We start from the raw sequence: 15,604 nt of genomic DNA, 5'->3' as shown, positions 1-15,604 counted from the left end.
GCCGCACCGGGCGGGCCGCCCACCGCCGGGTCCGATGCGGGGCACGTCCGATGCGGGCCGGCTGCCTCGGGGGCGGGTCAGGCGGCGGGGGACGGGGGCTGTGGGGCTTCTGGGATCTGCGGGGATTCGGAGAGGAGGCGGGTGAGGAGGCGGATGGCGCCGCGCTTGTGGAGGGGGTCGTTGCCGTTGCCGCACTTGGGGGACTGGATGCAGGAGGGGCAGCCGGCCTCGCACTCGCAGGCCGCGATGGCGTCGCGGGTGGCCGTCAGCCAGGCGCGGGCCGTGTGGAAGGCCCGCTCCGCGAAGCCGGCGCCGCCGGGGTGGCCGTCGTAGACGAAGACCGTGGGGAGGAGGGTGTCGGGATGCAGCGGCACGGACACGCCGCCGATGTCCCAGCGGTCGCAGGTGGCGAACAGCGGCAGCATGCCGATGGAGGCGTGTTCCGCGGCGTGCAGGGCGCCGCCGAGGATCTCCGGGTTGATCCGGGCCTCGTCGAGCTGGTCCTCGGTCACCGTCCACCAGACGGCCCTGGTGCGCAGGGTGCGGGGCGGCAGGTCCAGCTTGGCCTCGCCGAGGACCTCGCCGGTGATCAGTTTGCGGCGCAGGTAGGAGACGACCTGGTTCGTCACCTCCACGGAGCCGAAGCAGAGCCGGGCCGAGCCCCAGGGGATCTCGGTCTCGGTCTCCAGGACGGAGATGGAGGTGGTGTCGCGGGCCGTGGTGGAGAAGGGCGGGTCCGCCGCCTCCACGAGGGCCGCCGAGCCCTCCAGGTCCAGGTGCCGCACCAGGTAGGTGCGGCCCTGGTGGAGGTGGACGGCCCCCTCGTGGACGGCGGTGTGGGCCGCCGACTCGTCGACCGTGCCCAGCAGCCGGCCGGTGGAGGCCTCGACGATCTGCACCGGGCGGCCGCCGCCGCCCCGGATGTCGGTCAGGTCCGAGGCCCGCTCCCGGCGGGTCCAGTGCCAGCCCGCCGCCCGGCGGCGCAGCAGCTTGGCCGCCTCGAGCTGGGGGAGGAGCTCCTCGGTGGCCGGGCCGAAGAGCTCCAGGTCCGCTTCGGTCAGCGGGAGTTCCTCCGCGGCCGCGCACAGGTGGGGGGCGAGGACGTACGGGTTGTCGGGGTCCAGGACGGTGGCCTCCACCGGTTGGCGGAACAGCGCTTCCGGATGGTGGACCAGGTAGGTGTCGAGCGGATCGTCCCGGGCGATCAGCACGGCCAGCGCGCCCTGCCCCGAGCGCCCGGCCCGGCCCGCCTGCTGCCACAGGGAGGCCCGCGTGCCCGGGTACCCGGTGATCAGTACGGCGTCCAGGCCGGAGACGTCCACGCCCAGCTCCAGGGCGGTCGTGGCGGCCAGTCCCAGCAGCTCGCCGGAGTGCAGGGCCCGCTCCAGGGCCCGGCGCTCCTCGGGCAGGTAGCCGCCCCGGTAGGCCGCGACCCGCCGGGGCAGGGACCGGTCCACCTCCGCGAGACGTTCCTGCGTGATCACGGAGATCAGCTCGGCGCCGCGCCGGGAGCGCACGAAGGCGACCGTACGGACGCCCTGGACCACCAGGTCGGTCAGCAGGTCGGCGGTCTCCGCGGTGGCCGTACGGCGTACGGGAGCGCCCTTCTCGCCCCGCAGCTCGGTGAGCAGCGGCGGCTCCCACAGGGCGAAGACCACCTCGCCCCGCGGGGAGGCGTCGTCGGTGATCTCCGTCACCGGTACCCCCGTCAGCCGGGTCGCGGCGGCCGCCGGGTCGCTGGCGGTGGCGGAGGCCAGCAGGAACACCGGATCGGAGCCGTAGCGGGCGCACAGCCGCCGCAGCCGGCGCAGGACCTGCGCCACGTGGGAGCCGAACACCCCGCGGTAGGTGTGGCACTCGTCGATCACCACATAGCGCAGGGCGCGCAGGAAGGAGGACCAGCGCGGGTGGGCCGGGAGGATCCCGCGGTGCAGCATGTCGGGGTTGGTCAGGACGTAGTTCGCGTACTGCCGGACCCATTCGCGCTCCTCGACGGGCGTGTCCCCGTCGTAGACCGCGGGGCGGACGGCGTTGCCCAGGGGCGCGGCCAGCTCGCGTACGGCCCGCCGCTGGTCGGCCGCCAGGGCCTTGGTGGGGGCCAGGTACAGGGCGGTCGCGCCCCTCCCGTTCGGCGCCTGCGCGCCGTCCGCGAGGGCCGAGAGGACGGGCGCGAGGTAGGCCAGGGACTTGCCCGAGGCGGTGCCGGTGGCCACGACCACGGATTCGCCGTCCAGGGCGTGTTCGGCGGCCGCGGCCTGGTGTTCCCACGGATGGCCGATCCCGGCGGACTGGATGGCGGCTACTACATCCGTTCGGATGCGGTCGGGCCAGACTGCATGACGGCCCTCCCGAGGGGGCAAGTGCTCCGTATGGGTGATGCGCGCAGAACGGAAAGGCCCCCGTGACAGGCGGTCCAGGACCGTGCCGGGGGTGGGTCGGGAGTCCGCGTCTGCCGTGGGCCGTCCGGGACCGTGAGTGTTGGCCATCGGAACCGAGTGTGTCACCGGCGTGCGGGACAATGGTCGGAAGGCGTCGTGCGCGCCTGCCGGTAAGTGATTGAATGCCATTGCGGCAGCCAATCCCTCACCTACCTTCGGGTGGGGAGGCCCCTGGGGGGCGCCGCTCGATAGCAAGGTGCTGGAGGATCCGTGGACCTGTCCCTGTCGACTCGCACTGTCGGCGACCGTACGGTCGTGGAGGTCGGTGGCGAGATTGATGTGTATACCGCGCCCAAGCTGCGCGAGCAGTTGGTCGAGTTGGTGAACGACGGCAGCTACCACCTGGTCGTCGACATGGAGCGAGTGGACTTTCTCGACTCCACCGGACTTGGTGTGCTCGTGGGAGGTCTCAAGCGCGTCCGCGCGCACGAGGGTTCGCTCCGCCTGGTGTGCAACCAGGAGCGCATCCTGAAGATCTTCCGCATCACCGGTCTGACCAAGGTGTTCCCGATCCACACCACGGTGGACGACGCCGTCAACGCCACCGACTGACGGCTCCAGGCGGCCCCCGGCAGTCTTCGGGCAGCTGGGGGCCGGCAAGGAGAGCGGGGGTGTCGGGCCATGGATGGCCCGGGCCCCTGTCAAGGCACGCCCGTAGTCCGAGGGGGACGCGCATGGCCACCGTTGAACTGCGCTTCAGCGCCCAGCCCGAACACGTCCGGACGGCCCGCCTGGTCGCGGCCGCCGTGGCGCGCAGGGCCGGCGTGGAGGAAGCCGTCCTCGACGAGGTCCGCCTCGCCGTGGGCGAAGCATGTTCGCGTGCCGTCGGACTCCACCGGAGCAACGGGCTGACCGCGCCCGTCCGGGTGGTGCTGACCGAAGAGGACAAGTCGTTCTCCATCGAGGTCGGCGACGAGGTTCCCGGTCCCGAGGGGATTCCGGCCGACACCGTGTCCGGCATCGCCGCGGTCCAGGACTCCGACGGGGACACCGAGGACGAGATGGGGCTCGCCGTGATCAGCGGGCTCGTCGACGACGTCGAGGTGACCAGTGGGGAATCGGGCGGGACCATCCGGATGAGCTGGCCCGTCTCGGGCTCCTCCGACCTTCCGTGAGATCCACGGCGCGCGCATTCCCTCGTATCTTCTGATCTTTATCAAGGCCCTGCTGAGCAGGGCCTTTTTCATTTCCCTAGATCAATGAGCGTGCGTCAATGCTTTTGCCCCATTACCGCTTTCGAGGGTAATGGAGTGACGCGATCTATTGCTGAGGAGCAGGAGCACGCCAATTACGTTTCCTGCGCACTGTTTTGATCGGGGTGCGCTCCCTACAATCCGTCCACATCTTGAGCTCATCACGTCAAGGAGGACGAATGACGGGGCTCTTCACCCCTCTCGCGCCGGATAGCACCGCTGATCTGGCATCCGCAGTACTCACCGATGACAATCGGCTCATCGTGATGGTCATTGCGGCCGTGGCACTCGCCGCACTCGTCGTCGCGCAGATCCTGGTCCGCCAGGTCCTCGCCGCCGACGAGGGAACCGACAGCATGAAGAAGATCGCCGCCGCCGTCCAGGAAGGCGCCAACGCCTACCTCGGCCGGCAGCTGCGCACCCTCGGCATCTTCGCCGTCGTGGTCTTCTTCCTGCTCTTCCTGCTCCCCGCCGACGACTGGAACCAGCGGGCGGGACGTTCGGCGTTCTTCCTCGTCGGCGCCATCTTCTCGGCGGCCACCGGCTACATCGGCATGCGCCTCGCGGTCCGCGCCAACGTGCGCGTCGCCGCCGCCGCGCGCCGGGCCACCCCGGCCGAGGGGGAGGCCGCCAAGGACCTGACCGAGGTCTCCCACCAGGCGATGAAGATCGCCTTCCGTACGGGTGGCGTGGTCGGCATGTTCACCGTCGGCCTCGGCCTCCTCGGCGCCTCCTGCGTCGTCCTGGTCTACGCCGCGGACGCCCCCAAGGTCCTGGAGGGCTTCGGCCTCGGTGCCGCCCTGATCGCCATGTTCATGCGCGTGGGCGGCGGAATCTTCACCAAGGCCGCCGACGTCGGCGCCGACCTGGTCGGCAAGGTCGAACAGGGCATTCCGGAGGACGACCCGCGCAATGCCGCGACCATCGCCGACAACGTGGGCGACAACGTCGGAGACTGCGCCGGAATGGCGGCCGACCTCTTCGAGTCCTACGCCGTCACCCTCGTGGCCGCGCTCATCCTCGGCAAGGCCGCCTTCGGCGACCTGGGCCTGGCCTTCCCGCTGATCGTCCCCGCCATCGGCGTCATCACCGCGATGATCGGCATCTTCGCGGTCTCCCCGCGCCGCAGCGACCGCAGCGGCATGACCGCCATCAACCGCGGCTTCTTCATCTCGGCCGTGATCTCCCTGGTGCTGGTCGCGATCGCCGTCTACGCCTACCTGCCGTCCAGCTACAAGGACCTCGTCGGCGTCGAGAACGCGGCGATCCTCAACCACTCCGGCGACCCGCGCGTCCTGGCCGTCGTCGCCGTCGCCATCGGCATCGTGCTGGCGGCCCTGATCCAGCAGCTGACCGGCTACTTCACCGAGACCAACCGCCGTCCCGTCCGGGACATCGGCAAGTCCTCCCTGACCGGCGCGGCCACCGTCGTCCTCGCCGGCATCTCCGTCGGCCTGGAGTCGGCCGTCTACACGGCGCTGCTGATCGGCCTCGGCGTCTACGGGGCGTTCCTGCTCGGCGGCGCGTCGATCCTGCTCGCGCTCTTCGCGGTGGCCCTGGCCGGTACCGGCCTGCTCACCACCGTCGGCGTCATCGTCGCCATGGACACCTTCGGACCCGTCTCCGACAACGCCCAGGGCATCGCCGAGATGTCCGGCGACGTCGAGGGCGCCGGCGCGCAGGTCCTGACCGACCTGGACGCCGTCGGCAACACCACCAAGGCCATCACCAAGGGCATCGCCATCGCGACGGCCGTGCTCGCCGCCGCCGCGCTCTTCGGCTCGTACAACGACGCGATCGCCGCCGCGGTCAAGGAGGTCGGCGCCAAGGCCGGGGAGCTCAACCTCAGCCTGGACATCGCACAGCCCAACAACCTCGTCGGGCTGATCCTGGGCGCGGCCGTGGTCTTCCTGTTCTCCGGACTCGCCATCAACGCCGTCTCCCGCTCCGCGGGCGCGGTGGTCTACGAGGTGCGCCGCCAGTTCCGCGAGCACCCCGGGATCATGGACTACAGCGAGAAGCCCGAGTACGGGCGCGTCGTCGACATCTGCACCAAGGACGCGCTCCGCGAGCTCGCCACGCCCGGCCTCCTCGCCGTCCTGACGCCGATCGCGGTCGGCTTCAGCCTCGGCGTGGGCGCCCTCGGGTCCTTCCTCGCCGGCGCCATCGGCACGGGCACGCTGATGGCGGTCTTCCTCGCCAACTCCGGCGGCGCCTGGGACAACGCGAAGAAGCTGGTCGAGGACGGCCACCACGGCGGCAAGGGCAGCGAGGCCCACGAGGCGGTCGTCATCGGCGACACGGTCGGCGACCCGTTCAAGGACACCGCCGGTCCCGCGATCAACCCGCTGCTCAAGGTCATGAACCTGGTGGCGCTGCTGATCGCCCCCGCCGTCGTGCAGTTCAGCTACGGCGCGGACAGCAGCCCGACCGTACGGGCGATCGTCGCGGTCCTCGCGATCGGCGTCATCATCGGCGCGGTGTACGTCTCCAAGCGCCGCGGCATCGCCGTGGGCGACGAGAGCGACGGGACGGCCGAGCGGGTGGCCCAGTCGGCCGACCCGGCGACGGTCTCCTGACCCAGGCCCCGGCCGAAGGACGGGCCGGGCCGGGCAGGGCCGGCCGTGCGCCCGAACGGCGGACAGGCGGCGCGGAGTGACGCGTCGTCTGTCCGCCTTTGTGCGTCCTCGGAGGGCAGGCGTGTATCTTCCGGGCCGAGAGCCTTCGAAGGGACCAATCCGGTGAACAAGAAGCTTGCGGCCGCGTTGTCGGGCAGTGCGGTGCTGATGCTCGTCCTGTCCGGCTGCGGCGGGGACGACGGCGACGAGAAGGCCAACGCCTGGGCCAAGAAGGTCTGCGACCAGTGGCAGCCCGAACTCAAGAAGATCGAGACCGCCAACGCCGACATCAAGCGCGTGGCCACGGAGAGCAGCAAGCCCGACGAGGTCAAGCAGACCGACGCGGCGGCCTTCGCGACCATGTCCGAGTCGTACAAGACGATGGGCAGCGCCCTGCAGCAGGCGGGTGTGCCGCCGGTCAAGGACGGCGCCACGACCCAGGAGGCGGCGGTGAAGGGCTTCGAGGCGACCTCCAAGGGGTACGCCGACCTGAAGGCCAAGATGGACGCCCTCGACCCCGCGGACCAGACGAAGTTCGCCGACGGCCTCAAGGAGGTCGCGGGCGGGCTGCAGGAGGCGACGAAGGGCGGCCAGGACGCCCTCGCCACGCTCAACGCGGGCGGTCTCGACAAGGCCATCAACAACCAGAAGGGCTGCCAGGTCGCGACGACCTCGGCATCGCCCAAGTAACCGGCCCCGCAGGGCGCGTACCGCGCCGTACGAGGACCCGGGCGGCCGGGCTCCCGCGAGGGGGCCCGGCCGCCCTTTCGTGCGTCCGGGCCCGCGGTGACCGGCGCGAGGGCCCCCAGCGGACACAATGGACGCGTGAGTACCACCAGCCTCCCCACCCCCGACCACGCCGCCGAGCTCCGCAGCGCGATGCTGGCCGCCGGCTTCACCGCCGACGGGCTGCTCGACCTGCTCGGCGCGCCCGCCTACGCCGCGCTGGCCCGCAGTGAGACGGTCCCCGCCCTGCGCGCCACCCGGGGCGGCGGCGACGGCCCGCTCGCGACCCTGGTCCGGCTGTTCCTGCTCCAGCAGCCCGTGCCCTACGTGCACGCCGCGACGGCGATGCCGGTCGAGGCCGCGCTGGCCGACGGCTGGCTGCGGCGCGAGGGGGACGAGGTGCACGCCACCGTCGACGTGCGCCCGTACGGCGGCCCCGACGGCGAGGACTGGTTCATCGTCTCCGACCTCGGCTGCGCCGTCGGCGGGGCCGGCGGGATCGGCAGCCGCGAGGAGGGCGTCGTCCTCGGAGTCGGCGGAGCCTCCACCACCCTGGCCGGGATCACCGTGCGCACCCCGGTCGGCTCCGCCCTCGACGTCGGCACCGGATCCGGCATCCAGGCGCTGCACGCCACCCGGCACGCGACGCGGGTCACCGCCACCGACGTCAATCCCAGGGCCCTCGGATTCACCCGTTTGACGCTGGCCCTCTCCGGGGCGCCGGAGGCCGAGCTGCTCACCGGCTCGCTCTTCGAGCCCGTCGGCGACGCCACGTACGACCTGATCGTGTCGAACCCGCCCTTCGTGATCTCCCCCGGCGCCCGGCTGACGTACCGCGACGGCGGAATGGGCGGCGACGACCTGTGCCGGACCCTGGTCCAGGAGGCGGGCGCGCGGCTCAACCCCGGCGGGTACGCGCAGTTCCTCGGCAACTGGCAGCACGTGGAGGGCGAGGACTGGCACGACAGGCTCCGCTCCTGGGTGCCGCGCGGCTGCGACGCCTGGATCGTCCAGCGCGACGTGCAGGACGTCACGCAGTACGCGGAGCTGTGGCTGCGCGACGCGGGCGACCACCGCACCGACCCCGAGGAGTACGCGCAGCGCTACGAGGACTGGCTGGACGAGTTCGAGGCGCGCCGGACCAAGAGCATCGGCTTCGGGTGGATCACCTTGCGCCGGACGGACGCGGCCGAGCCCTCGATCGTGGTCGAGGAGTGGCCGCACACGGTGGAGCAGCCGCTGGGCGAGGCCGTCCTCGCCCACTTCGCCCGTCAGGACTACCTGCGCGAGCACGACGACGCGGCCCTGCTGGAGGCCCGTTTCGTGCTGGTCGAGGAAGTGGTCCAGGAGCAGGTCGGCTCGCCCGGCGCGGAGGACCCGGAACACGTCGTGCTGCGGCAGAACCGCGGAATGCGGCGCGCCACGAAGGTCGACACGGTCGGCGCGGGCTTCGCCGGAGTGTGTGACGGCTCACTGAGCGCCGGGCGGATCCTGGACGCGATCGCCCAGCTGATGCAGGAGGACCCCGTCGTCCTGCGGGACCGGACTCCGGAGGCCATCCGGCTGCTGGTCGAGCAGGGTTTCCTGGAGCCCGTGGCGCGCCCCGGGCAGTAGCCGGCACCGTGATGTAACCCCGGGTTCGCCCGGCGTATCCCCAGGGCTGGCAGCGTGCCGCACAGCGGGGTCCGGGGGGGTCCCGAGAGTGGCCCGGGGGTGAGGAGAACGGCGCAGAACGCGGTCCGGCGATCTTCGCCGGGCCCGTGTTCGCGCTGTTCGGGGCCGCTCTGCAGGCCTGGACGGGAGCGCGCGCCGGCCGCCGTGCGCCGGTGGTCGAGAGTGCGCGCCCCGTCACGGTCGAACCACTGCCTCCGCTTCTCGGCGGGGCTTCGCCGGCCTGCGGGGGACCGGCGCGCCGTACGCCTCCTCCGCCGCCGCGAGGGGTTCGCCGGCGGTCGCGGCGCCGGCCCCGAAACCCGGCGCGGGAGGGGGTGCGGGACGGGGTGCGGGTGCGGGGCCAGACGGCCCCCCGGCCACCCGGCCCGGTGATCGGGAAGGGTCCGGCGCGGCATCCGGGCGGCAGAAACGGCACTTGTCGGGTTACCGTTCGAGTGGCCGTTGCGGGCTTGTGCCGTTTGACACGGGGGCGGGTTGTACCGTCACACTCCGCAGCGTCGCCACGTACTGCGACCGAGTGCCGACCGGAGAGAAGAGCCAAGTTGTCCCCGACTAGCGAGACCGCAAAGGGCGGCCGCCGACTCGTCATCGTCGAGTCCCCTGCCAAGGCGAAGACGATCAAGGGCTACCTCGGCCCGGGATACGTCGTCGAGGCGAGCGTCGGGCACATCCGCGACCTCCCGAACGGCGCGGCCGAGGTTCCCGACAAGTACACCGGTGAGGTCCGCCGCCTCGGCGTGGACGTCGAGCACGACTTCCAGCCGATCTACGTCGTCAACGCCGACAAGAAGGCGCAGGTCCGCAAGCTCAAGGAGCTGCTGGCCGAGTCCGACGAACTCTTCCTCGCCACCGATGAGGACCGCGAGGGCGAAGCCATCGCGTGGCACCTGCAGGAAGTCCTCAAGCCCAAGGTCCCCGTCCACCGGATGGTCTTCCACGAGATCACCAAGGACGCGATCCGCGACGCCGTCGCCAACCCGCGCGAGCTCAACCAGCGCATGGTCGACGCCCAGGAGACCCGCCGCATCCTCGACCGCCTCTACGGCTACGAGGTCTCGCCGGTCCTGTGGAAGAAGGTCATGCCGCGCCTGTCGGCCGGCCGCGTCCAGTCGGTGGCCACCCGCCTCGTCGTCGAGCGGGAGCGCGAGCGCATCGCCTTCCGCTCCGCCGAGTACTGGGACCTGACCGGCACCTTCTCCACCGGCCGCGCCGGGGACCCCTCCGACCCGTCGTCGCTGGTCGCCCGCCTGAACACGGTGGACGGCAAGCGCGTCGCGCAGGGCCGCGACTTCGGCGCGAACGGGCAGCTCAAGAGCGAGGTGCTGCACCTCGACGAGGCAGGCGCCCGGGCCCTGGCCGCCGCCCTCGCCGACACCGCCTTCGCCGTCCGCTCGGTCGAGTCCAAGCCGTACCGCCGCTCCCCGTACGCGCCCTTCCGCACGACGACGCTCCAGCAGGAGGCCTCGCGCAAGCTCGGCTTCGGTGCGAAGGCGACCATGCAGGTGGCGCAGAAGCTGTACGAGAACGGCTTCATCACCTACATGCGTACGGACTCCACCACGCTGTCCGACACCGCGGTGGCGGCCGCCCGGGCGCAGGTCACCCAGCTCTACGGGGCCGACTACCTGCCGGAGAAGCCGCGCGTCTACGCGGGCAAGGTCAAGAACGCGCAGGAGGCGCACGAGGCGATCCGTCCTTCGGGTGATCGTTTCCGCACTCCGGCCGAGACGGGTCTGACCGGCGACCAGTTCCGCCTGTACGAGCTGATCTGGAAGCGCACCGTCGCCTCCCAGATGAAGGACGCCACCGGCAACAGCGTCACCGTGAAGATCGGCGGCCGCGCCGCGGACGGCCGCGACGCCGAATTCAGCGCGTCCGGCAAGACGATCACCTTCCACGGCTTCATGAAGGCGTACGTCGAGGGCGCGGACGACCCGAACGCCGAGCTCGACGACCGCGAGCGGCGCCTGCCGCAGGTCGCCGAGGGCGACGCGCTGGCCGCCGAGGAGATCACGGCGGACGGGCACGCGACCAAGCCGCCGGCCCGCTACACCGAGGCCTCGCTGGTCAAGGAGCTCGAAGAGCGCGAGATCGGCCGCCCGTCGACGTACGCGTCGATCATCGGCACGATCCTCGACCGCGGCTACGTCTTCAAGAAGGGCACCGCGCTCGTCCCCTCCTTCCTCTCGTTCGCCGTGGTGAACCTGCTGGAGAAGCACTTCGGGCGGCTCGTCGACTACGACTTCACCGCCAAGATGGAGGACGACCTCGACCGCATCGCGCGCGGTGAGGCCCAGTCCGTGCCGTGGCTGAAGCGCTTCTACTTCGGCTCCGAGGACGCCACCGAGGTCGTGCCGGCCGACGGCGACCACCTCGGCGGGCTGAAGGAGCTGGTCACGGACCTCGGCGCGATCGACGCCCGGGAGATCTCCTCCTTCCCGGTCGGCGAGGGCATCGTGCTGCGCGTCGGCCGCTACGGCCCGTACGTGGAGCGGGGCGAGAAGGACTCCGAGGGCCACCAGCGCGCCGACATCCCCGACGACATGGCCCCGGACGAGCTGACGGTCGCCTACGCGGAGGAGCTGTTTGCGAAGCCGAGCGGGGAGTTCCAGCTCGGCAAGGACCCGGTCAGCGGCAACGAGATCGTCGCCAAGGACGGCCGCTACGGCCCGTACGTGACGGAGATCCTGCCCGAGGGCACGCCGAAGACCGGCAAGAACGCGGTCAAGGCGCGCACCGCCTCGCTCTTCAAGACCATGAGCCTGGACACCGTCACCCTCGACGACGCCCTGAAGCTGATGTCGCTGCCGCGCGTCGTCGGCGCGGACGCCGAGGGCGTGGAGATCACGGCCCAGAACGGCCGCTACGGCCCGTACCTGAAGAAGGGCACGGACTCGCGGTCCCTGGAGACCGAGGACCAGCTCTTCTCGATCACACTGGACGAGGCGCTGGCCATCTACGCGCAGCCCAAGCAGCGGGGCCGCGCCGCGGCCAAGCCGCCGCTGAAGGAGCTGGGCACCGACCCGGTCAGCGAGAAGCCGGTCGTGGTCAAGGACGGCCGCTTCGGGCCGTACGTGACGGACGGCGAGACGAACGCGACCCTGCGGCGCGACGACGACGTCGAGACGATCACGCCGGAGCGCGGCTACGAGCTGCTCGCGGAGAAGCGGGCGAAGGGCCCGGCCAAGAAGACGGCGAAGAAGACCGCCGCCAAGAAGGCCCCGGCCAAGAAGGCGACCGCGACGAAGACCGCGGCCGCGAAGAAGACGGCTGCGAAGAAGACGACGACCGCCAAGAAGGCGACCGCGACGAAGACCGCGGCGAAGAAGACGGCGGCGAAGAAGTCGTCCGCGGCCGCGGCCCCGGCCGCGGACGAGTAGTCACCACGAGCAGCCGCCAGGAGCAGCCACCACGAGAGCCCCGTGCCCCGGCACGGGGCTCCCGTGCGTCCGGATCCGGCCGCGCCGGCGTTTCGGGCGCGGGGTTCGGGGCAGAGTTCCGCGACGACTCCGGGCCGCTCCCCGAAAAGGTGGGTCCGGGGTCACACCCGGGCTTGTCCACAGGCCTCCGCAGCCGCCAAGCACAGCGGATAGGCTGGGCGGATGACGCGAGCCGAGCAGCCGGCGGTCGTGACCGCCCCGGCGAACCCCACCTACGACGAAGCCCTAGCCGCGGATTCCCGCGAGCGTGCGGTGCGCGCACTGCTGCGCACCCCCCGGCTGCGCCGCCTGTGGAGCGCCCAGCTGGTGAGTGGCATCGGTGATGCCCTCGCCCTGCTGGTGCTGGTTCTGCTGGCCCTTCAGGCGGCGGCCACCGAAGGCGCCTTCGGCGGCGGATACCGCGGAGCGGCCCTCGCCGTCGCCGCGGTCTTCGGCGTCCGGATCCTCGCCACCCTGCTCTTCGGCGCGGTCCTGCTCGGCCCGCTGGCCGGCCTCCTCGGCGCCGGCGGCAAGCTGGACCGCCGCTGGACGATGATCGGAGCCGACGGGGTCCGCCTCGCCCTCTTCGTCGTCGCCCCGCTGTGGCTCGACTGGATCCCGGCCCACGCGCTCACCGCGCTGCTGGCCACCGTCTTCGTGTCCGGCGCCGCCGAACGGCTGTGGACGCTCGCCAAGGAGAGCGCGGCGCCCGCCCTGCTGCCGGAACCGCCGCCGGAGGGGGCCACCGTACGGCCGCTCCCGGACCACATGGACGCCCTGCGGCGCCTGACGCTGCGTACGGCCTTCGCGGCGCTCCCCGTCGCGGCGGCCGCGCTGCTCGCCGCGACCCTCGTCGGCAAGGCCCTCGGCCTCGGCGTGGACTGGTTCGCCGCGAACCAGGCCGCCCTCGGCTCGTACGTGGCCGCCGGCCTCTTCGCCGCTTCGGTCTCGCTGCTGCTGCCGCTGGTGCTGCCCACCGGGGCGACCCCGAGGCCGCGTTCCCCGCTGGAGGGCCTGCGCGCCCCCAAGGCCGGCGACCGGCCCGACAAGGGCCGTACGGGCGCCGTCCCGCTGCTGGTCCTGAGCTGCGCCGCGGTCGCCGGAGCGGTGTCCTGCGCCGTCGCCGTGTCCGTCCTGCACGCCTTCGACCTGGGCGGCGGCCCCGCCGCCTTCGCGCTGTTCGTCCTCGCCCTCGTCGGCGGCACCGCCGCCGGCATCCGCGCCACCCAGGCCGGCAAGGTGCTGCCGGGGCTGTCCCGGCGCCGGCTGCTGGCCCTGGCCATAGCGGTGGCGGGCCTCGCGCTGCTGCTGAGCGGCCTCGTCCCGGACATGGCGACGGTGCTGTTCCTCTCGCTGCTCGCCGGCACCGCGGCGGGTGTCGCGGCCAACACCGGCCACACCCTGCTGGACCAGGAGACCGAGGAGTTCCGCCGGGCGCGGGTCACCGAGCACCTCCAGGCGGTCGTCCGGGTGGCCGTGGCCGTCGGCGCCGTCCTCGCGCCCGTCCTGGCCGCGCTGATCGGCCCGCACCGGCTCACCGGGGCCGAGGTCGTCCTCTCGCACGGCGGGGCCGCCTTCACCCTGATGCTCGTCGGCGCGCTGCTGCTGCCCGTCGCCGTGGTCGTCCTGACCAAGGCCGACGACCGCCGCGGCGTACCGCTGCGGCGCGACCTGCGCGACGCGCTGCGCGGCGGGGAGCCCGTACAGGCCCCGGCCGCCACCGGATTCTTCATCGCCCTGGAGGGCGGCGACGGAGCCGGCAAGTCCACCCAGGTCCAGGCGCTGGCCGAGTGGATACGGGGCAAGGGGCACGAGGTCGTCGTGACCCGCGAGCCGGGCGCCACCCCCGTCGGCAAGCGGCTCCGCTCGATCCTGCTCGACGTGTCCTCGGCCGGACTGTCGAACCGCGCCGAGGCGCTGCTCTACGCGGCCGACCGCGCGGAACACGTGGACACGGTGGTCCGGCCGGCCCTGGAGCGCGGCGCGATCGTCATCTCGGACCGCTACATCGACTCCTCGGTGGCCTACCAGGGCGCCGGCCGCGACCTCTCCCCGACGGAGATCGCCCGGATCTCGCGCTGGGCGACCAGCGGGCTCGTACCGAACCTGACCGTGCTGCTCGACGTGTCGCCCGAGGCGGCGCGGGAGCGGTTCACGGAGGCGCCGGACCGGCTGGAGTCGGAGCCGGCGGAGTTCCACCAGCGGGTGCGGTCCGGCTTCCTGACCCTCGCCGCGGCCGACCCCGGCCGCTACCTGGTGGTCGACGCCGGGCAGGACCCGGACTCGGTGACCACCGTCGTGCGGCACCGGCTGGACCGGATGCTGCCGCTCTCCGAGGCGGAGGTGGCCGCACAGGCGGAGGCCCGTCGCCTCGCCGAGGAGGAGGCCCGGCGCAAGGCCGAGGAAGAGGCGGCGCGCAAGGCCGAGGAGGCCCGGCTGCGGGCCGAGGAGGAAGCACGCAAGGCCCGCGAGGCCGAGGAGGCCCGGATCAGGGCCGAGGCCGAGGCCGCCCGCAAGGCGGAGGAGGAGCGGCTGCGCGCCGAGGAGGAGGCCCGGGCGCGGGCCGAGGCCGAGCGGCTGCGCGCGGAGGCCGAGGAGAAGGCACGGGCGGCGGAGGCCGAGCGGCTGCGCAAGCAGGCCGAGGAGGAGGCCCGGCTGCGGGCCGAGGCCGAGGAGCGGCGGCTGGAGAAGCAGCGGCGGGCCGAGGAGGCCCTGCTGAAGGCCGAGGAGGCGCGCCGGCTGGTGGAGGCCGCGGCGGCCGAGGCCGCGGCGAAGGCGGCGGCTGCCGCTGCCGCCGCGGAGGCCCAGGCCGCTGCCGCTGCCGCGGCGGAGACCGCGGCCGCCACGGCGTCGGCCCAGGCGTCCGGTCCCGCCGCCGCGGCGCCCAGGATCGACATGACGAAGGAGCCGCACCCCGACGACGCGGTGACGATCGAGACGCCGGCGGTCAAGCGGGTCGTCCGGCCGGACGACGTCACCCAGACCGTCCCCGTGCCGAAGGTCGACCCGGCGTCGGCGGCGTCTGCTGCGTCCGCCGCGGACGAGACGGCGGTGCTGCCGCCGGTCCGTCCGGCCGACGAGACGGCGGTGCTGCCGCCCGTACGCCCGGTCGACGAGACGGCGGTGCTGCCGCCGGTACGCCCGGACGCCCCGCAGGGCTCCGGCGCGGGCTCCGGCAGCGGTACCGGCTCCGGCAGCGGTGGCCAGGCCCGGTCGGCCACCCGGCCGACGGCCCGGCGCCCCGAGGAGGACCCGGCCGACCGGGTGCCGTCGGGGATCTTCCGGGACTCCGGCAACGACCGGACGCGGGAGCTGCCGGTCGTCGACGACGAGGGCCGACCGCGCCGTCCCCGCCCGGACTGGGCGGAGGAGACCCCGCTCGACGACCTGCCGACGCTGGCGGACGAGCTGCTGGGCCGCCACCGCGACGACGAGGACGACGAGGACGAAGGCGGAGCCCGCCGCCGCCGCTGACGGCGGCGGCCATGGCCGTAGGGGACGGTCGGTCCGGGATTGTCGGTGGCGCCCGACACAAT

8 protein-coding genes are annotated in these 15,604 nt (G+C 72.8%); 7 read left to right on the top strand and 1 reads right to left on the bottom strand.

All coding sequences use genetic code 11. From position 1 onward, the window contains the following. Positions 1 to 77: 77 nt before the first annotated feature. Complete coding sequence (locus AB0O53_RS04800; RefSeq protein WP_350989962.1) at positions 78 to 2,567, bottom strand: DEAD/DEAH box helicase; 2,490 nt, start codon at positions 2,565 to 2,567, stop codon at positions 78 to 80. Positions 2,568 to 2,648: 81 nt separating this feature from the next. Between AB0O53_RS04800 and bldG the strand changes: the two genes are divergently transcribed. The 7 genes from bldG (at position 2,649) to tmk (ending at position 15,542) form a co-directional block, all read left to right on the top strand. Further along, positions 2,649 to 2,990 carry an anti-sigma factor antagonist BldG gene (gene bldG, locus AB0O53_RS04795; RefSeq protein WP_030028781.1) on the top strand — a complete coding sequence of 114 codons (342 nt, stop codon included), beginning with the start codon at positions 2,649 to 2,651 and terminating at the stop codon, positions 2,988 to 2,990. A 122-nt stretch (positions 2,991 to 3,112) separates the two neighbouring features. Further along, positions 3,113 to 3,553, top strand: a complete 441-nt coding sequence (locus AB0O53_RS04790; protein ID WP_030845805.1) for an ATP-binding protein — start codon at positions 3,113 to 3,115, stop codon at positions 3,551 to 3,553. Positions 3,554 to 3,810: 257 nt separating this feature from the next. After that, complete coding sequence (locus AB0O53_RS04785; protein WP_350989960.1) at positions 3,811 to 6,210, top strand: sodium-translocating pyrophosphatase; 2,400 nt, start codon at positions 3,811 to 3,813, stop codon at positions 6,208 to 6,210. Between the two features lie 162 nt (positions 6,211 to 6,372). Continuing rightward, positions 6,373 to 6,939, top strand: coding sequence for a small secreted protein (locus AB0O53_RS04780; RefSeq protein ID WP_350989958.1), 567 nt, complete (start codon positions 6,373 to 6,375; stop codon positions 6,937 to 6,939). A 135-nt stretch (positions 6,940 to 7,074) separates the two neighbouring features. Further along, positions 7,075 to 8,589: a DUF7059 domain-containing protein gene (locus AB0O53_RS04775; protein WP_350989956.1), complete on the top strand. Its 1,515-nt coding sequence runs from the start codon at positions 7,075 to 7,077 to the stop codon at positions 8,587 to 8,589. Between the two features lie 602 nt (positions 8,590 to 9,191). Next, complete coding sequence (gene topA, locus AB0O53_RS04770) at positions 9,192 to 12,029, top strand: type I DNA topoisomerase (RefSeq protein WP_350989954.1); 2,838 nt, start codon at positions 9,192 to 9,194, stop codon at positions 12,027 to 12,029. 222 nt (positions 12,030 to 12,251) lie between these two features. Further along, entirely contained in the window at positions 12,252 to 15,542 is a 3,291-nt protein-coding gene (tmk, locus tag AB0O53_RS04765; protein WP_365193260.1) for a dTMP kinase, read from the top strand. The last annotated feature ends 62 nt before the right edge of the window (positions 15,543 to 15,604 follow it).

Origin of the sequence: Streptomyces erythrochromogenes, from assembly GCF_040684695.1 — a bacterium.
Lineage (GTDB): Bacteria > Actinomycetota > Actinomycetes > Streptomycetales > Streptomycetaceae > Streptomyces > Streptomyces erythrochromogenes_C.
This window is presented reverse-complemented; position numbering and strand designations above follow the sequence as displayed.